18 protein-coding genes are annotated in these 22208 nt (G+C 42.0%); 1 reads left to right on the top strand and 17 read right to left on the bottom strand.

The features are described 5' to 3' along the window. Positions 1 to 136: 136 nt before the first annotated feature. On the top strand, positions 137 to 1750 hold the full coding sequence (locus RBH88_RS00885; protein ID WP_307879780.1) for a PucR family transcriptional regulator: 1614 nt from the start codon (positions 137 to 139) through the stop codon (positions 1748 to 1750). 46 nt (positions 1751 to 1796) lie between these two features. On the opposite strand, the gene RBH88_RS00880 is transcribed toward RBH88_RS00885, so the two are convergent. From RBH88_RS00880 to RBH88_RS00800, 17 genes are all read right to left on the bottom strand, one after another. Continuing rightward, a complete protein-coding gene (locus tag RBH88_RS00880; protein ID WP_307879779.1) occupies positions 1797 to 3401 on the bottom strand; it encodes a gamma-glutamyltransferase family protein in 1605 nt (534 codons plus the stop codon). Between the two features lie 36 nt (positions 3402 to 3437). Further along, positions 3438 to 4160 (bottom strand): FadR/GntR family transcriptional regulator, encoded by a 723-nt coding sequence (locus tag RBH88_RS00875; RefSeq protein WP_213691317.1) that lies wholly within the window; start codon positions 4158 to 4160, stop codon positions 3438 to 3440. Between the two features lie 162 nt (positions 4161 to 4322). Beyond that, positions 4323 to 5318, bottom strand: a complete 996-nt coding sequence (locus RBH88_RS00870; protein WP_307879778.1) for a C-terminal binding protein — start codon at positions 5316 to 5318, stop codon at positions 4323 to 4325. Positions 5319 to 5349: 31 nt separating this feature from the next. After that, complete coding sequence (locus tag RBH88_RS00865; protein ID WP_213691315.1) at positions 5350 to 6633, bottom strand: TRAP transporter large permease; 1284 nt, start codon at positions 6631 to 6633, stop codon at positions 5350 to 5352. Positions 6634 to 6661: 28 nt separating this feature from the next. Continuing rightward, complete coding sequence (locus RBH88_RS00860) at positions 6662 to 7165, bottom strand: TRAP transporter small permease (protein WP_213691314.1); 504 nt, start codon at positions 7163 to 7165, stop codon at positions 6662 to 6664. A gap of 95 nt (positions 7166 to 7260) precedes the next feature. Next, positions 7261 to 8274, bottom strand: a complete 1014-nt coding sequence (locus RBH88_RS00855; RefSeq protein WP_307879777.1) for a TRAP transporter substrate-binding protein — start codon at positions 8272 to 8274, stop codon at positions 7261 to 7263. Between the two features lie 91 nt (positions 8275 to 8365). Then, positions 8366 to 9139, bottom strand: coding sequence for a glycyl-radical enzyme activating protein (locus RBH88_RS00850; protein WP_213695621.1), 774 nt, complete (start codon positions 9137 to 9139; stop codon positions 8366 to 8368). Positions 9140 to 9153: 14 nt separating this feature from the next. After that, on the bottom strand, positions 9154 to 11577 hold the full coding sequence (locus tag RBH88_RS00845) for a formate C-acetyltransferase/glycerol dehydratase family glycyl radical enzyme (RefSeq protein WP_213691311.1): 2424 nt from the start codon (positions 11575 to 11577) through the stop codon (positions 9154 to 9156). 21 nt (positions 11578 to 11598) lie between these two features. Then, positions 11599 to 12768, bottom strand: coding sequence for a pyridoxal phosphate-dependent aminotransferase (locus RBH88_RS00840; RefSeq protein ID WP_307879776.1), 1170 nt, complete (start codon positions 12766 to 12768; stop codon positions 11599 to 11601). Positions 12769 to 12802: 34 nt separating this feature from the next. Further along, on the bottom strand, positions 12803 to 14044 hold the full coding sequence (locus RBH88_RS00835) for a LeuA family protein (RefSeq protein ID WP_213691309.1): 1242 nt from the start codon (positions 14042 to 14044) through the stop codon (positions 12803 to 12805). Between the two features lie 83 nt (positions 14045 to 14127). Further along, positions 14128 to 14883, bottom strand: coding sequence for an IclR family transcriptional regulator (locus RBH88_RS00830; RefSeq protein WP_307879775.1), 756 nt, complete (start codon positions 14881 to 14883; stop codon positions 14128 to 14130). 192 nt (positions 14884 to 15075) lie between these two features. Continuing rightward, the gene (locus RBH88_RS00825) at positions 15076 to 15948 is read right to left on the bottom strand and encodes an oxaloacetate decarboxylase (protein WP_213695619.1); all 873 of its coding nucleotides are present in this window, start codon (positions 15946 to 15948) and stop codon (positions 15076 to 15078) included. Then, complete coding sequence (locus RBH88_RS00820; protein WP_213701638.1) at positions 15926 to 17857, bottom strand: TRAP transporter fused permease subunit; 1932 nt, start codon at positions 17855 to 17857, stop codon at positions 15926 to 15928. Before RBH88_RS00820 ends, RBH88_RS00825 begins: the two co-directional genes overlap by 23 nt. 79 nt (positions 17858 to 17936) lie before the next feature. Beyond that, the gene (locus RBH88_RS00815) at positions 17937 to 18959 is read right to left on the bottom strand and encodes a TAXI family TRAP transporter solute-binding subunit (RefSeq protein WP_213701637.1); all 1023 of its coding nucleotides are present in this window, start codon (positions 18957 to 18959) and stop codon (positions 17937 to 17939) included. Positions 18960 to 19003: 44 nt separating this feature from the next. Next, positions 19004 to 19540 carry a 3-isopropylmalate dehydratase small subunit gene (locus RBH88_RS00810; protein ID WP_307879774.1) on the bottom strand — a complete coding sequence of 179 codons (537 nt, stop codon included), beginning with the start codon at positions 19538 to 19540 and terminating at the stop codon, positions 19004 to 19006. Beyond that, positions 19540 to 20814, bottom strand: a complete 1275-nt coding sequence (locus RBH88_RS00805; protein ID WP_307879773.1) for a 3-isopropylmalate dehydratase large subunit — start codon at positions 20812 to 20814, stop codon at positions 19540 to 19542. The genes RBH88_RS00810 and RBH88_RS00805 overlap by 1 nt, the downstream gene beginning before the upstream one ends. A 2-nt stretch (positions 20815 to 20816) precedes the next feature. After that, complete coding sequence (locus RBH88_RS00800; RefSeq protein WP_307879772.1) at positions 20817 to 22202, bottom strand: MmgE/PrpD family protein; 1386 nt, start codon at positions 22200 to 22202, stop codon at positions 20817 to 20819. Positions 22203 to 22208: the final 6 nt, after the last annotated feature.

Genomic DNA, 22208 nt, shown 5'->3' with positions numbered 1-22208 from the left:
TTCCCCTCCCGTCTAAATATTTAAATAAAAACAACAATGTCTACATATTACTCAAGAATAATCAAAAAAATTTTGTTAAAATAAACAAAAAAGTTTAGTTTTTTTATTCAAAAAAATAAATTTGGGGAGGTTACCTATGCAAGTAAAAAATCTTTTTGATATTCCCGAATTAAAAGGAATCAAACTCCTCTCTGGAACAAAGGGGTTAAAACGCAATATTGAATCGGTCACAATTTTTGATGCGCCAGATCAGGCTTCATGGATTAAAAAAGGTGATCTTGTTTTAACAACTGGATACATTTGGTATCAAAATCCCAATATAGAAGAAATAAATAAGTTTTTGAAAAAAATATCTGAAAATGAAGCTGCCGGCCTTGGAATAAAGCTCGGACGCTTTATAGAAGAAATTCCTGAAGAAATTCTAACTTTCACCGAAGCACTCAACTTTCCCCTTTTCTCTTTTCCAATGCATCTTCGGTTTGTCAATATAATTTCTCCTGTCCTCACAAGACTCGTTAATTCGCAAGCAGAGACACTTAATAAATCTATAGCTATACATTCGTATCTTTCAAATCTCGCTATCGAAACAAATGACACCACAGAAATATTGACAGCGCTAGAAAAAATTTTGCAGCGCCCTATAGCTTTTTTTGACAGACATTTTGATAAAATTTTTCTTTCATCCTTTCGTAAGGATTCCTTTCCTCATCTTATAAACAGAATGTCAAATTCAGAGACAAACTTAGAAAAGATAATCAGTGGATATCCTCGTGAGCCTCTATATATCGGGGGAAAACATGTTGGTGACATTCTTTTTTCTTCATCAAAAGAAAGCAATTTAAGTGAGGTATTGGTTAAAAATACTCTCAATCACGCAAGTACTCTTCTAAAATTCGACATTCAAAAACGGATATCAATACAGCAAAATGAACAAAAATACCGAGATGAATTTCTTCTGGACCTTATATTCTCTGAAACGATAGAACTTGAGGGAATAAAACTGAGAGGCCAATGTTTCGGATGGGATTTAGATAAAGGAGTTGTTGTTGTCGCGATCAACTTCAAACCATCAATACACCCCTATTCAAATATAAACGAAGATATTTTACGAGGCCTTCGAAACGCCTGTTTCTCAAAAATCAAAAGTATTATGAAAGAAGTGTGGGAAGCTTCTTATTACACAATCGTCAACCAGACCATTTTATTTGTCATCTCCTTACATAAAGAAGACTACTCTCATTTCAAGCAAACACTAAAAAAACGACAACATGAAATCGATAGTATTGCGCAACGTCAACACTGTTATCTTAATGTCGGAATTGGAGGCTATAAACAATCTTCAAACCTTACTCATGCAAGTTATAAAGAAGCTTTTCAAGCATTGTTATATTCTGAGAAAAAGGAACATTCCGATACGGCTCCGTTCACTTTCTGGGATGAAATGGGAGCATATCAAGTATTAATAAAACTCTCTGCAACAGCAGATGGAGAGCGCTTTTGGAGATCTATGTTAGAAAAGATAATAAAAAACGATAATACTTACCGAAGTCACTATTTCGAAACCCTTTCCAATCTTCAAAAAAACAACTGGGATATGAAAGAAACAGCCCATAAAATGCACGTTCATCCTAACACTATTGCATATCGAATTGCCCGAATAGAAGAATTATTTGACATAAATATAAATACAAGCGATCAGCGCCTTTTGCTGGATCTTGCTTTAAAGCTTAAAGATCTATCAAGCAAATAGTTAAGACAAAAGCCAGGTCTTTTTTAAGAGACCTGGCTTTATTTCTTTACCAAGCAGCAATTGAACCATCAGCCCGAGGCTCGGTTGCTCCTATCAACGTTCCTTCAGAGGTTTTCAAGATAATTTCTCCCCGCCCAAAGGTATTTGAATCAAGAGCCATACGAATATGATGCCCCATTTGTTGTAATTTTTGCGCTACCGAAACGGGAAACCCCGGTTCAATAGCTACATCCATATCGCCAACCCACTGCCATCGTGGAGCATCAAGAGCCTCTTGAGGATTCATTGCGAAATCCAGCATATTCATTACAACCTGAACATGCCCTTGCGGTTGCATATATCCCCCCATCACACCAAAGGGACCTAAGGGGTCTCCATCTTTCGTTATAAAGCCAGGAATAATCGTATGATAAGGACGTTTACCAGGAGCTAATACATTGGGATGGGCCGGATCGAGAGAAAAGCCCTTTGCCCTGTTATTTAAGGCAATGCCAGTTTGCGGAATCACAATACCTGACCCAAAACCGGTGTAGTTACTCTGTATAAATGAAACCATATTTCCCTGTTCATCAGCAGTACACAAGTAAACCGTTCCGCTCGCTTCAGGATTTCCTGCTTCAGGTATAGACGCCTGGTCGTGAATGGAATTGCGCCGTACATCACCATAATGATCAGAAAGCATTTCTGTTACAGGAACATGGCTAAACCGTTGATCGGCCACATAACGATGGGCATCAGCAAAAGCCAGCTTTATTGCCTCAATCTGTTTATGACAGGTCTCAGCACTTCGCTGAGAGAAGGAAAATCCCTTCAACATATTGAGGGCCATCAAGACTATAATTCCCTGGCCATTAGGAGGAATCTCCCATATATCGTATCCTCTGTACTGCACAGAGATGGGATCAACCCACTCTGGGGAATGTCGCTCAAGATCTTCAGAGCTATAAAAACCACCAGTCTGATTTGAGAAATCTAAAATTTTCTCGGCAATCTCCCCAGTATAAAAGGCTTCTCCTTCAGTTTTTGCTATGAGATCAAGGGTATAGGCCTGCTCTCCACAACGCCACAATTCACCTGCACGAGGAGCCCGGCCTTTCGGACAAAAGGTTTCAAACCAGGGATTAAACTCTTTTCCATGAAGTAGCTTTACATATTTTTCGTAAGCCAAGCGCCAATTATGAGCCACTGTTACAGCCACTGCATGCCCATTACGTGCATACGTTATAGCAGGGGCCAAACTTTCAGCCAACGAAAGATTTCCCATTTTACGAGCAAGAAGCGCCCATGTTTTAGGTGCTGCCGGAACCGTAGCGGAAGCCCATCCCTGCTCTGGAACCTTCTGCCATCCCCGCTCTCGAAAAGCATCTGCATCAAAAGACAACGGAGCAGCACCACTACCGTTTATGCCGTGGAGAGCTCCATCTTTCCAGATAAGAGCAAAGTTATCGCTCCCCAAACCGTTACTTGTAGGCTCTACAACAGTTAAAGCTGCTGCCGTAGCAATAGCTGCATCAACAGCATTTCCACCTTTTTTCAATATATCTAACCCAGCCTGAGCAGCTAAAGGATGGGATGTAGCCACCATCCCTCTGGAACTATAGACAACATTTCTTCGCGACGGATACTTATAGTGGTAAGGATCAAAATTCATGTTTATCACCTCAAATCCATTATGAAGTATATCCTTTTACGCCTTCTCTCGCACCTCTCTATCAAATTCATGTTGCGAAACAACATCCAACGTTTCAGATACGTTTTTAAAATGTATCAGCATTTCCCTTTCAGCTAAATCAGGTGCCCCCATGTCTATAGCGTTAAGAATGGCTTTATGAATAGTTGTAGCTTTCTGAATTTGTCCAGGATTTTTTACAAGTTCTATATTCGACTCTAAAAGCAGCGGCTTCATGCCTTGAAGCATATCAACCAAAAGAGAATTCTGTGTTGCTTCGGCAAGAGCTTCATGAAAAGCATAATCAGCTATAACATACTTTTCATTTTCATCCTGGCATGAAAGAGATTCTTCAAAAATAGAATGCAAGGAAAGCTTAGCTTCCTCTGTAGCTCGCTCTGCAACAAGGCGAACAACACCTACTTCTAATATTTTCCGTACTTCCACGAGTTCCATAAAGGAGAATTTTTTCAATAGATAACTAAACTTCAAATGGTCAGCAAGAATATTAATATTATTGTTCAGATAAATACCATCATTTGATCGTATATCTAATATCCCCATATATTGAAGTGCCCGTATGGCCTCTCTGACCGAAGATCTGCTTACAGAAAAAATTTCAGCCATCTCTCTTTCCGGCGGAAGTTTTTCCCCAGGCTTTATTTCTCCTCTTAAAATTATTTCTTTTATCTGTCGAATAATCTGTTCTGAAATAGTACTCTTCTCTATTTTTTGTAACATTGCAAACTCCTTCGTCTAGGAAAAATAATATCAACGGCCGTTGTCTTCATAATGTGTTCGCTTTGAAAAATAGGCAGAAACCTCAAATGAACACGAGATTTCTGCCCTTCTCTTCTATAACATTATTTAAAAATCCGAAACGTTATTTTAATCTTAAAAAACTTATTTATAGGCTTTCGCTGTCTCTATAGCAGCTTTATTTAAAATATTAAAGGGCTTTTCTCCAGAAAGAACTTTGCATGCAGCTTCTGCTGTTTTTGTTTTCAAATCTGCAAAAGATTCATTTGACTTGTATCCAACGTGGGGGGTGAGAACTACATTTTCGAAGGAGAAAATTTCCATACTTGTATCTTTAAGAGGTTCTCCCTCGATAACATCCAGTCCTACTGCTCCTATTTTATCCTGCTTTAGTGCGTCAACAAGGTCATCGTAAGAAATAATGGGGCCTCGTGCAGTATTGACTATCAGCACATCGTCTTTCATCTTATTAAAAGCTTCAGTATTTAGCAAATGGAATGTATCCTCCGTACAGGGGACCATAATAGAAATAACATCAGAAATTTTGTAGAGTTCATCGAGATTCACACGCTTAACATTATTCTCTTCAAATACAGTGTCAGGAAGAAAGGGATCATATGCAACAATGTCAAAACCAAAAACTTTTGCATATTCTGCTGTCTGGCGAGCAATTCGACCAAACCCGACAAAACCAAGGATTTGTCCTTTAAGTCTCTTTATGGGATAACCAACAGAATCGTCCCATCTGCCACTACGGATAGCTCGATCATACAAAGCTACTTTTCTTTCCAAGGCAAGGATCAGAGAAAAGGCGTGACTGGCTACTTCTCCCACACCGTAATCTGGAACATTGCAAACGAGAACTCCATGTTTTGAACAGGCGTCCATATCTACTGTATCTACACCAACACCAAAGCGGACAACAACCTTACACTTCGGCAACTTCTGTAAAAGGCTCTCTGTAATATCAGAATAAACCACCAGAAGGCCATCGGCATCTTTAGCCTGTTCTGCCAATTCCTCTTCATTACGGCAATTTAAAATCTCAAAATCAAAACCATACTGCTCACAAACTTTTTTGGGTAAATCAAAGGTTTCTCCAGGATAACTATATCCATCGGTTACAACTATCTTAGTCATTACATTTCACCTCTTAAAATAATAAGACTCTCTATTTAGCAAGCATTTGCGGCAATAGAAGAGATACCGCAGGGAAAATAACAATAATCAACAATGTAACCATAAGCACCAACAACCACGGAATGATGGCCTTGGAAATCTTTTCCATTGAAATATTTGCAATACCGCACGTTACAAAGAGGTTGACGCCAAGAGGCGGGGTTATGAATCCAATAGCGAGGTTAACAACCATGGCAATACCGAAGTGAACAGGATCGACACCTATGGCCGTCACCACCGGAAGAAGAATGGGAGCCAAAATAATGATGGCTGCAAGAGTTTCCATAAAGCATCCTACGAAAAGCAACAATAGCATAATCAGAGACATAACCACAAACTTGCTGCTTGAGAAGGATATAATAGCCTCTGCCAAGCGTGTAGGAATCTGTTCAAAGGTAAGAATTCTGCCAAAGCTCGTTGCTGTTCCTATAATGATCATAACCGTAGCCGTTACAAGTGCAGCAGAAGCGATAACGCTAGGAACGTCTTTTAAAGAAAGATCTTTATAAATAAAAACTCCAACGAAAAATCCGTAAATAACTGCAACTGCTGCCGCTTCTGTGGGAGTGAATATGCCACCGTAGATTCCTCCAAGAATAATTACAGGAACCATAAGAGCCCATTTGGCCTCATTGACAACTTTCCATTTTTCCTTAGAGGTGTACTCGATTTTTTCTCCACAATATCCGTGCTTTTTCGAGTAAAAATATGTCCATCCAATTAATGCCAACCCAATAAGCATTCCCGGGACAAAACCTGCAATAAACATAGTACTTACAGAGACGCCTGTTGATACGCCGTAAATAACCATGGGAATGCTGGGCGGAATAATAACGCCAATACTTCCAGCTGAAGCAATAAGTCCAGAGGTAAATCCTTTATCGTATCCTCTGCGAAGCATCTCTGGAACCATAATGCCTCCAATAGCAGCAACTGTTGCCGGCCCGGAACCGGATATGGCCGCAAAGAACATACATGCCACAACTGTAACTATTCCAAGACCTCCTGTATATTTTCCGAAGAAAATATTCGCTACTTTAAGAAGTCGTCTTGATATGCCGCCTTTCCCCATAAGTTCGCCTGCCAAGATAAAAAAGGGAACGGCCATTAGCGGGAAAGAATCTGCAGAGGTTGTTAAGCTTTGAGCCAAATAGCTTACGCTCACGTCTCCGCTATAGACAATTGTTGACATAGCTGCCAACCCCAAGGCTATTCCTATGGGTGTATTTAGTATGAGGAATATAACAAAACTACCAAAAAGAATAAGAGATACCATCGTAAATCCTCCAATCAAACCTTCTTGCTTACTCTGCTGCCGTCACGCTATCCGTCTTTTCAGAGAAGTTGCGTATCTTGCGAATAAGGCTCTGAATCAATCGGATACATACAAGAGAGAATCCCACCGGAACAGCCATATAAACAATCCACATGGGAAGTTCCATTCCAGGAGACAACTGTCCCAGATTCTGAATGGTATTGCTTACTTCAAAGCTCTTGATAACGATAATGACGGCAAAGAACAAGAAAAGTAGATCAGAGATAATAAGAAGAACCTTTTGCCAAAAAGAAGAAAGAACTGTTAAAACCGCCTCAATTTTGACATGCTTGTCTTTTTTAACACCGTAACTTATTCCTATATATATCATCCATATAAACATATATCTGGCCAACTCTTCAGACCATGAAAGGGATGATTTCAAAACGTATCTCATGAAAACTTGAATGCCTATGATGATGCTCATCCCGGCAAGAAGAATGATGACAAGTATTTCCTCGAAATAGTCATCTAAAAAACGAAACAATTTCATAGGGAAAATCTCCTCTCATTTAAAAGCCTTCCGCAGAGAGCCCTCTTTCTATTCCCTGCGGAAGGTATATTTCTAATGCTTAGCCGCAATAAGGTTTATTTTGACGAACCAACGAAAAGGTCAACTATTTCAGCACTTGCCTTTTCTTTCACCATATCTGCGACTGGAAGGAGTTTCTCTTTAAATTCGTTTCTCTGCTCATCGTTAAGTTCAACGATCTCATTACCAAATTCAACAAGTTTCTGTTCAGCATCCACATCATTCTTCATGGCTATTTCACGTTCATAGTCAACAGCTGCTTTAGCGGCTTTATCGACAATCGCTCTATTTTCGTCAGACAGCTTGTTATAGAAATTCTTGTTAATAACCATGACGTATGTTGTGTAGATATGCTGAGTTTTGGTGATATATTTCTGAATTTCATTGAACTTCGCTGCATGGATAAGCTCGAATGGGTTCTCCTGACCATCAACGGTCTTTTGCTGCAATGCTGTGAAAAGTTCTCCAAATGCCATGGGGGTGGGGTTAGCACCAAGAGCCTTCCATGCTGCAAGATGAACGGGGTTTTCCATTGTTCTTAATTTAAGGCCGTCCAAATCAGCGGGAGATTTTACCGGATTTTTACTATTGGTCAAGTTTCTGAAACCATTCTCAAAATATCCAAGTCCCTTAAGATTGAACTTATCAAGAGTAGCAAGCAAAGTCTGACCGGGATTACCATCAAGCATCTGATAGGCATCGGCTCTATCCTTGAACAAAAAGGGAATGTCGAGAACAAAGAATTCTTTGTCAAAAGCAGCAAGAGGAGAATTTGATGGAGCTGTCATCGTAAGATTGCCCATCTGAACAGCTTCTATTAACTCTCTGTCACCGCCAAGCTGCTGATTAGGATAAATTTTAACGGTCATTTTCCCGTTCGATTCAGCTTCGATAACCTCTTTAAACTTAACCCATCCCTGATGCATTGCATTTGATTCAGGAACACCATGCCCTACGCGAATCTCCAATTTTTTGGCAGCCAAAGCTGCATCAACTCCGGTAGTTGCAAGAAATGCGAAGACGACAAATACACATAAAATTCCCCAAACCATATTTTTCAAATTTTTCACTTGTCATTCCTCCTGGCCGAAATCGATTATCAGCACTCTACTCTGCTGAAAAACCGTCTGTATTTTCATTTTGTCTTGCAGTATTTTCCTTTTACGAAACTAACACCTCAAAAGAGAAGCGCTCTTTCAATCTTTTCGCTTCTGCTTCCACTTGCTCTTTCTCAGGAGCCACTACATCGTTTAAAGAATATGTGCGCCCCAATTTGGTATATTTGGATACTCCCAAACGATGATATGGAAGAAGATGAAGTTCACTGGCTCCTATTTCTTTAGCAAATGCTGCGGTCTCATCCAAATTGCAACCATCGTTATAGCCTGGAATCAGTGGAAGGCGAATAATTATTCGTCTTCCACTTTTGGCTATTTTCTCTGCATTCGCAAGAATAAGCTCGTTGGGAGCCCCTACAACTTCTTCGTGGCGGCTTGAATTCATCATTTTGATGTCAAAAAAGACAACATCCGTTTTTTCAATAACAGGAGCCATAAGGTTCCATTTTTGAAAACCAGATGTTTCTATGGCCGTATTGAAACCATGCTCTTTAGCGACAGTCATCAACGCTGTTGAAAACTCCGGCTGCATGAGCGGTTCCCCTCCAGAAAGGGTCATTCCCCCTCCAGATCTTTTGTAGAAAACACTGTCTTTCTCAACAACACGAATAACGTCATCAACCGTAACCACTTTTCCGACCATTTCCGACCCCATCATCTCAGGAGAAGCATTCTGAGACTCTGGGTTAGCACACCAGGGACACCGAAGTGGGCATCCTTTCAGAAAAACAATAGTCCGAATTCCCGGTCCATCGTGAAGGCTATATCTTTGTATATTGAAGATGCATCCGTTAAGCGTACGAATTGAGTTATCCACAGCCCTCATCACCATTAGACCGTCTGGTGTTCTGTTCTTCGAATAATGTCGTCTTGAAGTTCTTTATCCAACTCGACAAAACGAGCACTATACCCTGCTACGCGAATGACCAGATCTTGATAGTTTTCAGGATGCTTCTGCGCATCTCGTAACGTAGCTCCATCTACAACGTTAACCTGAACTTCCTGACCTTTAAGATCAATAAGATATGCGCACACAAGGTCTGCAAACTTGTGAAGGGCTTCATCCCCATCCAAAGCTGTTCTGCTAAACTTTAAATTCAGGACGTTGCCTTCCATAAGTCGTGTCTGATCGATCTTGCTCGCAGATTTAAGAACCGCCGTGGGGCCTTCTTTATCTGCACCATTCGATGGAGACATGGAATCAGATACGGGCATTGTAGCTTTTCGACCATCTGCCGTAGCTCCTGTCTTCCAACCATGGGGAACTGTAGCCCCCAAGGTCAAAATCATCGATGTGTAGGGTCGACCATCAATATCCTTATGTCTTTCAATCTCATCGAAAGTAAGGTTGGTCATTGTCTGAACCATGGCGTCAGCATCTTCATCGTCGTTGCCATACTTAGGTGCATCAAGCAACATCTTCTGAATTTTTATCCCGTTTTCCCCAGCGAAGTCACTATCCTGAGCACTCTTTAGTTCCGCCATAGTTATTTGTTTATCGTCAAAAACCACTTTCTTCACAGCAGCCAGGGAATCGGAGGCCGTTGCCATCCCCACGTGAAGAATAGGTGTGGCGCCCCAAAGAGATCCACCCCATGTCATATCCTTACCGCTCTCAATACACCCCTCGATCAGAGCTGAAAGAAACAAATGAGGAGTTAGATCTCTTTGGACCATATCGACTACTGCTGCGTTGATAACCTGTTGAGTCACAAAATAGTTCATCTGGGCTTTCACTGCATCAATGACACTATCAAATGACTTGAAGTCGTTGATATTGCCAGTTTTAGGTCCAATCTGTTCTCCAGTAAGTCTATCAACGCCATTGTTAAGAGCTAAATCAACAACTCGGGCAACGTTAAGGAAGCCACCATTTACACGCCCCTGGAAGCCGCGAGGAGCAAGCTCAACGCAACCTACAATTCTAAAGTCTCGAACTCTATCAAGAGGCATATCGGGAAGTGTTCTATGAATGGCAGCCATACAGGCATCATCACCGAACATGGCAGGAACACCTGTTCCAAGTCGTACGATTTCAGCAACCCTCAAAATAAAATCCTGAGGGGTTTTCTCATTGAAACGAACTGTAAACTGAGGGTTCGTCAAACGGATATGCTCCTGGCTGTTCAACATAAGATAGCTCAGCTCGTTAACGGCATTTTCTCCTTCAGGAGTCTGCCCGCCGATAGTCAAATTCGGAGTCATCGGGAAACCCGGATGAATACGAATAGACTCACTATCCTGAACTTTGATAATCTCGTTGAATTTGAGCCAGAGGCAGTCAAGTAATTCTTGTATTTCGTCGATGGTATAACGACCATCGGCTATATCTTTTACATAGTAGGGATAGAGATATTGATCTAATCTTCCCGGAGAAACGGAATCTCCGCTAGTCTCTGTCTGAATGATCAGCTGCATAAACGCAACGGCCTGAATAGCATCCCAGATATCACGGGCAGGATTCTCAGGAACCCATGAACAGACATCGGCAATCTTTTCAAGCTCACTCTTCCGAGCAGCATCTTTTTCTTCTGCAGCAAGACTTCTTGCCTTTTCCGCATACCGTCTGGCATAGCCGATAACGGCATCGCAACATACAAGAAGGGCTTCATAGAAAAGTCTCTTATCAAGATCTTCTGCTGTCGTTAAATCAAGTTCGCTCAGCTTCTGACAAATCTCCTCTTTAATTCCTTTAAGCCCGACCTTCAAAAGCTTGGGAATATCGTAGGCTACGTGACCATATCCGTTACGCTCAAAGAGATCACGAGTGAACATATAGGCATCGCGCACCCGTTTCGTCTCTTCGGGAAGCATGGCACGATACCGCTCATGAAGAGTTTTTCCATGCCAATATGGGAAAATTCCCTTAAGATCGTCTTTTACTTTCTGAGGAACTATAAAGGTATCCTGAGTTCTTGTCTCAAGCATCTCGTCTATCTCTTCTTCGAGCCATGCCGTTGCATACTCAGGGAAGAGTGGCGCAGATCGTCGCCCGTTACTACCATGGCTACCGACTATCAATTCGCCATCCCAGATGTTTTGCGTCATATGATCCATTATTTTCTTAAAAACCAGCGCTCTTCTCATAACCCGTGGAGTATTTTCAGTTTCCTTATATGCCTCTGTAACAAGCAAGGCGCGCTCGCTGCACAGAATCGGCTTGGCGGAAACCACATCTTTACGCATATGGGCTATACGAGGGCTTATCTGTTTTCTAAAAACACTTTCGTCATAGGAAATCTCTGACCGTGTCATCAATATGCCTCCCCTTAGGAGTTAAGCATTAACTGTGCAATACTTTTCAACGTACCGTCCAATACGGCGAACAGCTTCTTTGAGGTTATCCTCAGATGTTGCAAATGATATCCGGATAAAGCCCTCTCCCATTTTTCCGAAGTAGGATCCGGGAACAGTAACAACCTGCTCTTTATCGAGAAGATCGATAGCAAATTCTTCTGATGTTTTACCTAATGCGCTTATATTCGGGAAAGCATAGAAAGCGCCAGCCGTTTTAGAACAGGAAATTCCAGGTATCTCATTGAGTCCGTCAACAACAATATCTCTTCTGCAAGTATATTGTTTCAACATATCCAGAGTGGCTTCCTGACTGCCAGTCAAAGCTTCCGCTGCTGCGTGCTGTATAAAGGTAGGAATACAGTCTGTCACAGCCTGCTGAAGGCAGCACATATTATTGATAACCTCTTCAGAAGCAACGGCATACCCAATGCGCCAGCCTGTCATAGCGTATGTTTTGGAAAGGCTGTTAACGATGATGACATTGTTGCGTATCTCGGGGAATTGCGCAGGAGACACGTGCATGGCTCCATCGTAAAGAATGCTCTCGTAGACCTCGTCAGAAATAACCATAAGGTCATGCTCTCTTACTACCTTTACGATTTTGCTCATGGTATCATAATCAATAACTCCTCCTGTTGGGTTGCATGGGGAGTTCAATACAAGGGCGCGAGTTTTAGGTGTGACGGCCTTCTCGACGTCCTCTGCCTGGAGCCTGAACTGGTTCTTTTCGTAAAGGGGGACCAACACAGGTTTCAGGCCTATTACATGAAGCTGCGTTAAGTAGTTTGAGTAGTATGGGTCTGTAACAAGAACTTCATCGCCAGGATTGAAGTTTGAAAGGAAAGCAAGGAAAAGTGATTCCATACCGCCTATAGTTCCAATGACATTCTCCGGCTTAATTTCCAGTCCCATCTCTCTTTTGTACTTCTCAACAACAGCCTCTCTAAATTCAATGGCGCCAATATTACTTGAATAATGGGTCAAATTTTCATCAAGAGCTTTTTTAGCTGCTTCCTTAACATGTGCTGGCGTATCAAAATCGGGTTCGCCAAAGGCTAGGAAGATCACATCTTTATACTTTGTTGAGAGTTGTGCCATCTTCCTGATGCCAGAAGCAGGAAACCCTTCTAGAACCTTCGGTGTCTTCATTTCTTTCACGTCCTTAGTAATACTGAATATGGTGCTACTTTTTAAGAATCTTACGTGCTATTTCTTCAAACTCTCGAAGCTCGAGAAGATCACTCTTTTCGAAGGCCTTCGCTTTTACAGCGTTAACTATCTCTAACTTCAACTCTTTATCATCAGTAGAGAGTCCCAACTGTTCAAGGTAAATATCTACTGTCGGAATCCCGCTCATCTTGCCGATAGTTACTTTCGCATCAGGATGTCCTGTTAAACCATAGAGATAGGGAGACAACTCCAAAGGAGCCTCTTCAGCTGCGTTCTTATACCAGCCTGCAACGATTCCAGACTCGATATCAGCCACATGATCTCCGACGATTCCACGGTTCTGGCGAACTGTAAGGCCTGTCATATCACGAAGGAACTTAGAGAGGGGGTACATCTTATCGTAATTCAAGCCTGTATCTACGCCATACATAGTGAGAAGAGCCAAAGCAACATCTTCGTAGGGTGCATTTCCAGCCCGTTCGCCTATTCCGGAAATAGTTGTGTGAGCTATATCCGCTCCAGCGGCCAAACCAGCAATTGTATTAGCAGCACCCAAACCATAATCATCGTGGAAGTGAATTCCGATTGGTTTATCAGGAATACGCTCCTTAACCTTATGAATCAAATAAGGAACTGCGTGAGGATTCAAACCACCCATAGTATCGACTACGGTGAGTTCATCCATATGACCCTCTGTAGCAATCTTCTGAATCAGGTTGAGGTAATCGTTAATATCAGTTCTGGTTCCATCAATTGTGAAGAACGAAACATACATCCCGTTTTCATGAGCGAATAACGTCGCATCAATAGAGAGATCAATTGTCTTCTGCATATCCCAACGGTAAGCATATTTCACTAAGTGATCGCTTGTGGGAACCTCCATAACGATATGCTTTACGCCACAATCCAAAGCCTTCTGAACATCAACTTTCATGCAACGGGCAAAAGCAAAAATAGTTGGGCCAAGATTTCTCTTTACGATCTCACGAATAGCAGCTTCATCCTGATCTGAAACAGCAGGCATACCAGCTTCAATACGATGAATACCAAGCTCAGCCAACTTCTCTGCCAACGCAATCTTCTGATCTTTATTGAAGATCAAACCAGACTGCTGCTCTCCATCCCGAAGGGAAACGTCATGAAACTGAAGATTCTTAGAAAACTCGACCCCCTTTCTGGCCTCTTCGGAAAAGTTCCACGGACTCGTGTACCAATCTTCCGTCATCCACGGTGTTTTTGTTTCCAGAAATTTCATAAAAAACGCACCTCCTGTTTTAAAATGTAACGATTAATAGACCAATAAAAGTTAATGGTCTGACCATTAAAAACTACCTTTATTTACGCCCCAAACTTCGCCGATATTGCCGCAGTTACTTCACGAAGTTTTCTTCCAACTAACGCTGATTTTTCGTCATCAAAACGGAATGCTGGAGCAGATACGCTTATAGCACCTATGGGATAGCCCTTAGAATCACAGATAGCAGACCCTACACAACGAATTCCCGGCTCGTTTTCTTCTATTTCTTCGCTATAGCCAAGCTTTCTCCATTTAGCAATCTGATCGCGCAAGACCTCTTTGTCAGTTATGCTGTTGGGAGTACGGGGAGTAAATTCTATTTTTTCCATAAACTCGTTAAAAACATCTAAAGGAAGAGCAGCTAAGATAGCTTTCCCAGCGGATGAACTGTGAAGTGGTAATTTGGACCCTACTGCTGAACGGGTGATGAGAGGCTGAGGACTTTCAACTCTTTCGAGATAATAGCCTTCTCCATTTTCGAATATAAAAAGATGAATCGTCTCTTCTGTAAAAGCTAATAATTCTTTTAAGAAGGGAGCACTTACTGCTGATAAGCCAGAACGTTTTCTATAAGAATTAGCCCAAAGAAGAACTCCAGGACCTATTTGATATTGGCCACGCTCGTTCTTGAGAACGAGACTATAACCTAATAGAGTATTCAAAATTCTATGAACTGTCGCTTTCGATAACTCCACCGAACGGGCTATTTCAGAAACTCCAATAGCCTCTTGTTTTTCAGAAAGAAAACCCATTATTGAAACTACTCTATCAACTAATTGCAAACTATTTTCTGCCATTTTCTCACCTCCTGGTTCCGCTCAGAGAAACGCATGTCCATTCAGTGGTACAAGACAAGGGTACACCCAAAGATTTCTTTTTGTCAAGGGTATAAATCCAAGGCAAACTTTTAACACACTAAAAAAGCTACTGGGAAGCTGAACTAATCAGCATTTCCAGTAGCTTAGTTTCTCTACGTCAACTTTTATAGGCTAGATATCTTTCTCTAACTGCCTGAAAAAGTTAAAACCAACTACATCTTTAAACTCCCCGAAAGGAACTACTAAATCATCTCTACCTTCAGCCAACTTTCCTCCTGCTATCGCTTCAAGATATGCTTGCATTCCTTTCATGGCGCCAAACAACGGCCCTACTGGAATACTTACACGCCCCACACCCATCTCTTTCAACGTTTCGATTGGGATAAGCGGCGTTTTACCTCCACTCACTGCATCAAACAAATTGACACTAATAGGAGCCTTTACCTCTTTTATTATTCGCAAAATATCTTCTTTCGATTGAGGCGCTTCGACAAATATCAAATCTGCCCCTGCATCCGCATAAGCATTAGCTCTGTTGATGGCATCATCTATGCCGGTAACTGCAATAGCATCTGTACGAGCATTGATCACGAAGTCAGAATCAAGTTCATTCCGAGCTTTCACGCAAGCTTTCAGCTTTATAACCATCTCTTCCATGGGAATAATTTGTTTTCCCTCTAAATGGCCACATCGTTTAGGGAAAAGTTGATCTTCAATGTTCATGCCGGCAGCACCGATCCGGATAAGTTCCTTTGTTACATGCATGGCATTAATACTGCTTCCAAATCCTGTGTCTGCATCGGCCATAACTGGAATCTCAACAGCGTTAACTATATTCCTCGTAAATTGCAACATCTCTCCAAAGGAAAGAAAAGCCATATCTGGCAACCCTAACCATGTTGCCGATAATCCAAAGCCACTCACCTGAAGAGCTTCAAACCCCGCTCTTTCAATAAGTTTTGCAGAAAGGGCATCGTGTGCTCCAGGGCAAACAAGGGCACGACGCTCAAGAATCATATGTTTAAGCTTCGTTGTTTTTTTCAACTCTTACCCCTCCATTAAAATTAAGGCGTTCTCTTTTAAGAATCAGTCTATTCCAGAAGAAAGCAACGCATACACCGACTATTCCAATCACAGAAAGCTTCACGTCAGGGAAAAGAAGTAATATTCCACTGACAAAAAAGAGCACTCGGCTGATCTTCGCCATAATGCTATTTCCAAAACCAAAGAACCCGTAAGCTATGGAAATTGCCCCGATAAACCCAGTTAAACCGTGACTCAAAATAGAGAGAGACGTTCCTCTTCCGACAAGAGAGGGGTTTAAAGCAAAGAAGTATGGCAATATAAAGGCAACAGCCCCGAGTTTTACGGCATTAAAACCTGTTTTTACCCAATTCCCCTTAGAAATACTTGATGCGGCAACTGCTGCTGTACATGTAGGCGGAGTTACGCCTCCAAGAATGGCCCAATAGATAAAGAAAAGGTGCGCTGCAACCTGATCAATGCCTATCTTCAAGAGAGGAGGAACGAGAATGGAAACAGAGAGAACGTAAGTGGGCACAACAGGGAGGGAGGTTCCTAGAAGAAAGGGCACGATAGTAGCGACAAGCAACGCTATAAAAAGATTAGACCCTCCATAATCAAGAATCAGGCCACTTATTTTAGGAGCGATTCCAGTTATTCCAATAAGATTCACAAGCATACTCACTGAAATAAGAATGGGAGCGATACGGGCAACGTCAGAACCTGCCTCACTGAGAGCTGACAGTATTTTTTGGGGCGTTTCTTTGATTTTTTTCTTTAAAGCATCGCTGATAATCAAAACAACAATAGATGAAATACAGGCATAAAATCCCGCTTTCAAAAGAGGTTGTCCTGTGGCGATGAGGTATAGAAGGAGTGCCGTCGGAATAAGCAATCCTGCCATTCGCTCAAAAGTCAGAATTTCTTTCCAACGTGGAATTTCATCCTCTGGAACCGAGGCCAGTCCTCTCCGTTTCGTCTGGAAATGTACGCCACTCAAAACACCTGTATAAAAAAGCAAACAGGGTAAAAGGGCGTAGCCGATAATATTCAAATACGAAATATTTAAGAACTCGGCCATCATAAAAGCCGTAATACTCATAATAGGAGGTGTAATTCCGCCTCCTGTAGAGGCAATAGCTTCAACGGCTCCGGCAAATTCTGGACGATATCCGAGTCGTTTCATTAGGGGAATGGTATAGCTGCCCGTTACCATAACATTAGCAACCGAACTTCCTGAAATACTGCCAAAGAGAGCACTTGAAATAACGGCTGCTTTTGCCGGGCCACCAACGAAACGGCCAGTAAGAGCCAGCGCTAAATCAATGAATGTCTTTCCTCCTCCGGTAGCAGAAAGAAGAGAACCGAAGATAATAAACATTGCAATAAAGGTAGCAGACATGCCTGTTACACTACCAAACAAACCAAGGGGAGAATAATATATAGAATTCATGACAAACTCAAAAGATAAGCCTCGAATCTTCCATAAACCGCCTAAATAAGGAGCCACATAGATATAGCTAAACAGAAGGGCAACAAGTATGGGTATAGCAGCACCAACAGTGCGACGAGCCGCTTCAAGAACTATAACCATAAGAGCTGTTCCCAAAAGCAGATCAAGAGAAGTAGCCCCTCCGGGGTTCATATATACATCAAGCGCTTTCAAAACAATATTGACGCACGCAACAACAATAACAACGATAAGAAAGATATCCCAAACGTAGGAACGCTCGCTATCGTCACCCTTTTTTCGAAAGGGAAAGTTCAGCAATGCAATAGAAACACCTAACGCTACGTGAAGAGCCCGAACTTGAATATCAAGTAAATGTTGAAAATAGATAGGAACGATAAGTTGTGTTAAAGAAAAGACAATGCCGCTCCAAAATAAAATGCTGCCTATATGCTTCTTAAAGAAATTCTGTACGTTCACCCTCTCTCCCCCCTCTTCTTATGTTATATATCGAGGGTGCAGGAGGTGAAGGAATCTCCACCTCCACGCTTTATACGACCTATTTTTTATACTCAGGTGGAATAAAGTATTCAGGAACCTCTATCCCTTTTTCTTTCGCATAACGAATCAACCCTGGATGGGCTGGAATGAAAGCATCTTCTGATGCGAATTTAAAGTAATCTGCAACAGGATCCCATCCTTTTATGGGAGCGTAAGCGGCTGCGACCTCTTCGATTCCTTCCATATATGCCTTAATGAGGTTATATGCCACTTCTTCAGACATACGAGTACTGGCAACTGCTCCAGCTATGGGGCACTCTTCCCAGATCGGTCCGATATCTGGAAGTTGAGAAATTGTTCCTTTTTTAGTGGTCATGAAACTCATGCTTGGAATGTCTTCACGAATCTTTTTCACATCTTCTTCGGAGTAGCCAATAACAGCGAGAGGGGTAGATATATTCACTTCTATAAGAGAGGCATCCATCGAGTTAAGCCCGCTTGATTTCTGAAGCCCAACAATACGCCCTTCTTTAAGGGCATTTACAGCATCTCCGTAGGCCATGGGCATCAATTTGATGCCAGTTCCCAAAATATCGTTATATTGCATTACATACGAAGCTGAAGCTGAACCAGGAATGCCTGGGCAAAATCTTTTACCGGCAAGATCTGCGAAAGTTTTGATATTGGCATCTTTACGCACGTAAAGCCGATCGGCAAAAACATTTCTTAAAAAGAGCCAGCGCACATCTGTGTAGGGTTTCTCTCCCTTAAAAGTGCCTGTGCCTTCATAAAGCTGAAGTGTAGAAGGCAAATCGATACAAAGAGCAAAATCAAAAACACCGTCACGAACTTTCTTAAGGTTATCAATTCCAGCTCCGCTTTCAACAACAGTAACATTTAACCCCGCATCTGCCTTATTGATAACATTGGCAGCGGCCACACACCATGCATATACGCCAGAAGATGATGAGGTGCTGCCCATATTCAAACTGGTCTCCTGTGAATAACCTGCTCCTGCAATTCCTAAAGAAAAGATCACCAGCAGACATGTAACAAATAACCACTTTCTATGTTTCTGCATTGTGTTTCCCCCTTTTCTCTCTACAGAAGTATCTTCAGTTATTTCTACATTACGACTATTTTCGTTATGCGCGTCCCTCCTTTACCTGGGGCTTTTTTAAATGTCTTGAATTTTTTCAAGTAGGGAGTTAACCCACCTTCGGAAAGAATCTGGATCATTACATCAGGAAGTGGCTCAATTGTGAGTATTTGATGTGTTGTGAGGTTATAAATTTTCTGGTTGGTTAAATCAATTTCCAACTGATCTCCATCGTGGATTTCATCAGTATTACAAATAAGTGCTGGAATTCCGAGATTGATAGCATTTCTAAAAAATATTCTGGCAAAAGATTTTGCCAAAACTGCCCCGACTTGGGCATATTTCAAAGCTACAGCAGCCTGTTCTCGCGAGGAACCGCATCCAAAATTGCGACCGGCAACAACACAATCGCCAGGCTTCACCTTCTGACTAAACCCCGGAGAAATGTCTTCAAAGAGATGACTAACCCAAACGGAATAATCAAGGGTTTTCGTATATTTACCGGCAATAATGTAATCTGTATTTATGTTATCGCCAAAAAGGTGTGCACGTCCCTCAATCATTACGCATCCCCCATTTCGAGAAATTCCCGGGGATCACTTATACATCCCCTCAAAGCAGATGCTGCGCATGTCATTGGTGAAGCAAGATAGATAGAGGCTTTATTGTTACCCATACGTCCCTTAAAATTCCGATTGGCTGTAGAAAGAACCTTTTCGCCATCCCCAGGAACCCCTAAATGTGTTCCTGGACAAGGTCCGCAGCCAGGTGGAATAATAGTAGCCCCCGCCTGAAGTAAAACTTCTATAGTTCCTTCACGTATGGCCTCTCGCAAAACCTCACGAGATGCAGGACCAACAATGAGCCGACAGCTCGAACTAATATGTTTATCGCGCAAAATCGAAGCCGCAGCTCGCAAATCTTCAAGCCTGCCATTGGTGCATGTACCAATAAAAATCTGCTGGATCTCTGTTCCTTCAACTTTCTTTACGGGGCAAACATTATCCACAGCATGGGGAAGGGCTATCTGTGGTTCTAAAGCACTAATATTAATTGTTATAGTATCACGGTAGAGGGCATCTTTGTCGTCAAAAACAGGTAAAATTTCCATTTTTGACCGACCAGAAAGATATGCTTTTGTCTTATCATCACACTCCATCATGCCAGCCTTCGCCCCGCATTCGATAGCCATATTGCACATGGTTAAACGATCGCAGATCTCCATGTTTTCTATGGCTTCACCTGTAAAAGAAAGGGCCAGATAATCAGCCCCGTCAGATCTCAACTTGCCAATAGTAAAGAGCATTACATCCTTGGCACTTACTCCCTTTTGCATCTTTCCCTCATAAATGAGCTTCAGTGTTTCAGGAACTTTCAGCCAAAGCTGACCTGTAAGTAACACGCCACTCATATCAGTAGAACCGATACCAAAAGAAAGAGCATTCAAAGCTCCATAGGTACAGGTGTGAGAATCACACCCCACCACAATATCTGAAGGTCTCACAAGACCCTGTTCTGCAAGCAACTGATGACAAATTCCTTCTCCTGCTTCGAAAAGATGCGCTTTCTGCTCATGAGCAAAGTCGCGAATCATCGAATGAAGGCGACTCACCTGCTCATTAGGGCTGGGAACAGCATGATCGAGTACAAAAACCAAACGGGAAGCATCCCAAACACGAGGCTCTTCATACTGTCGAAAAGCTTGAATAGCCAAAGGAGCAGTGCTGTCATGGGCCATAGCCAAATCCACATTGACAACGGCAAAATCCCCAGCATATACATCCTGCCCGCAATGAGATGATATTATTTTCTCGACAATGGTCTTCCCGCGAGCCATTCTTATGCCTCTTTTCTCAAAAGGCTTGTGAGTGTCTGAATATTATCTAGTTCTTCAAGGTTAAGCACGGCTTCAACAATATTCTTGCGCCGTTCTTCGTCGGTAAATACTTTTCCCGCAAGAGAGTTGAATTTCCAAAGTAATTCATCTTTCGTGAACGGGTTTTTCGGATGTCCCTTTGGGTACTCTGTTTTCATGGCATATTTTTGACCGCTATTCAGTTCCACTTCCACATTTACTGTGTAACGAAGAGCTCGTGGAAGCTTTTCTATCTCTTCATCGGTGTATACTTCAACTTTTTTGGCAAAATCAAGAATTTCTTTATTACGAATTTTCTCTTCGGTAAACTGGTCTACAAAGGCATTTCCTTCAAGCATGGTTACAGCACATACATAGGGATGGCTCAATTGAGCTGCTACAACGCTGGTAATGGCGTCAGCATCAACTGAATATTTATGGGTAATCGAAGTTGTTCCCACTCTTATTTTCTTAATATCTTCAGGTTTAACTTCCGGATGTTCCTGTCTGAATCTGCGAAGGGTGTCGATGGTAGAATGCTTGCTGCGACACGTTGAATAGAACTTCAAACCTATGCCAAGCAACTCCCAACGATCTCCAAGCTCACCAGCCGTTCGTTCTATGTTATAGACATCATCGGTGAAACAATTATAGAAACCACCAAATTTATTCTCGAAAACATCTTCTATGCCGGTAAATCCTTCCTTGGCCAAAAGACAACCAACAATGGCCCCTTCAGAAGACTTCGACGGCACAATACGTTTTGCCATAGACGCAAATTGAACAGCCTGAAGACCGCTCGACCAGTTTCCCGTAATGCCCATAGCGTGAATTACCTGTTCTTTAGTCAGCCCCAACATTTTAGCTACTCCGGCAGCCGATCCGAATGGGCAACACGTACCGGTGTTATTAAATCCCTGATGTGCCAGCTCTGTACCGATAGGAGCCGCGACACGACAAGCAATTTCAAAAGCTAATACCGCGGCTGTCAGAAAATCTTTTCCAGATACAGTTCCAAGACTTTCTGCAAAAGCAGTAATACATCCCAAAACTCCCGTGGAAACGTGAATAATGCCATCTGTATGAGTATCATCAAGCTCAAAAGAATTGATGGCAGAACCGTTAAGCATCATAGCCGCCGTAGTGGATGTCTTTTGATTCGTTCCCCAAATTGTGGCCTCTTGTCTGTCTGTCATTTTCAAAAGTACATCTTTGTAGATTTTCATCCACGGTGTTGCTGAACCAAACAGACCACATCCATAAGAATCAAGCAGAATATTTTTTAGGTGGAACGTTACTTCTGGGGGAATATCTTCGTATTTGAGATCAAAAATGAACTGAGAAATACTTTCATTAATTCTATCTGCCATCTCGAT

The sequence above is a fragment of the Aminobacterium sp. MB27-C1 genome (assembly GCF_030908405.1).
Lineage (GTDB): Bacteria > Synergistota > Synergistia > Synergistales > Aminobacteriaceae > Aminobacterium.
This window is presented reverse-complemented; position numbering and strand designations above follow the sequence as displayed.

Bases quoted from the DNA above. Each gene is read 5' to 3' on its own strand.
- RBH88_RS00870 (WP_307879778.1), bottom strand. From the start codon at position 5,318: ATGACTAAGATAGTTGTAACCGATGGATATAGTTATCCTGGAGAAACC.
- RBH88_RS00845 (WP_213691311.1), bottom strand. From the start codon at position 11,577: ATGACACGGTCAGAGATTTCCTATGACGAAAGTGTTTTTAGAAAACAG.
- RBH88_RS00835 (WP_213691309.1), bottom strand. From the start codon at position 14,044: ATGAAATTTCTGGAAACAAAAACACCGTGGATGACGGAAGATTGGTAC.
- RBH88_RS00805 (WP_307879773.1), bottom strand. From the start codon at position 20,814: ATGGCTCGCGGGAAGACCATTGTCGAGAAAATAATATCATCTCATTGC.
- RBH88_RS00860 (WP_213691314.1), bottom strand. From the start codon at position 7,165: ATGAAATTGTTTCGTTTTTTAGATGACTATTTCGAGGAAATACTTGTC.
- RBH88_RS00865 (WP_213691315.1), bottom strand. From the start codon at position 6,633: ATGGTATCTCTTATTCTTTTTGGTAGTTTTGTTATATTCCTCATACTA.
- RBH88_RS00840 (WP_307879776.1), bottom strand. From the start codon at position 12,768: ATGAAGACACCGAAGGTTCTAGAAGGGTTTCCTGCTTCTGGCATCAGG.
- RBH88_RS00875 (WP_213691317.1), bottom strand. From the start codon at position 4,160: ATGTTACAAAAAATAGAGAAGAGTACTATTTCAGAACAGATTATTCGA.
- RBH88_RS00800 (WP_307879772.1), bottom strand. From the start codon at position 22,202: ATGGCAGATAGAATTAATGAAAGTATTTCTCAGTTCATTTTTGATCTC.
- RBH88_RS00885 (WP_307879780.1), top strand. From the start codon at position 137: ATGCAAGTAAAAAATCTTTTTGATATTCCCGAATTAAAAGGAATCAAA.
- RBH88_RS00810 (WP_307879774.1), bottom strand. From the start codon at position 19,540: ATGATTGAGGGACGTGCACACCTTTTTGGCGATAACATAAATACAGAT.
- RBH88_RS00880 (WP_307879779.1), bottom strand. From the start codon at position 3,401: ATGAATTTTGATCCTTACCACTATAAGTATCCGTCGCGAAGAAATGTT.
- RBH88_RS00815 (WP_213701637.1), bottom strand. From the start codon at position 18,959: ATGCAGAAACATAGAAAGTGGTTATTTGTTACATGTCTGCTGGTGATC.
- RBH88_RS00830 (WP_307879775.1), bottom strand. From the start codon at position 14,883: ATGGCAGAAAATAGTTTGCAATTAGTTGATAGAGTAGTTTCAATAATG.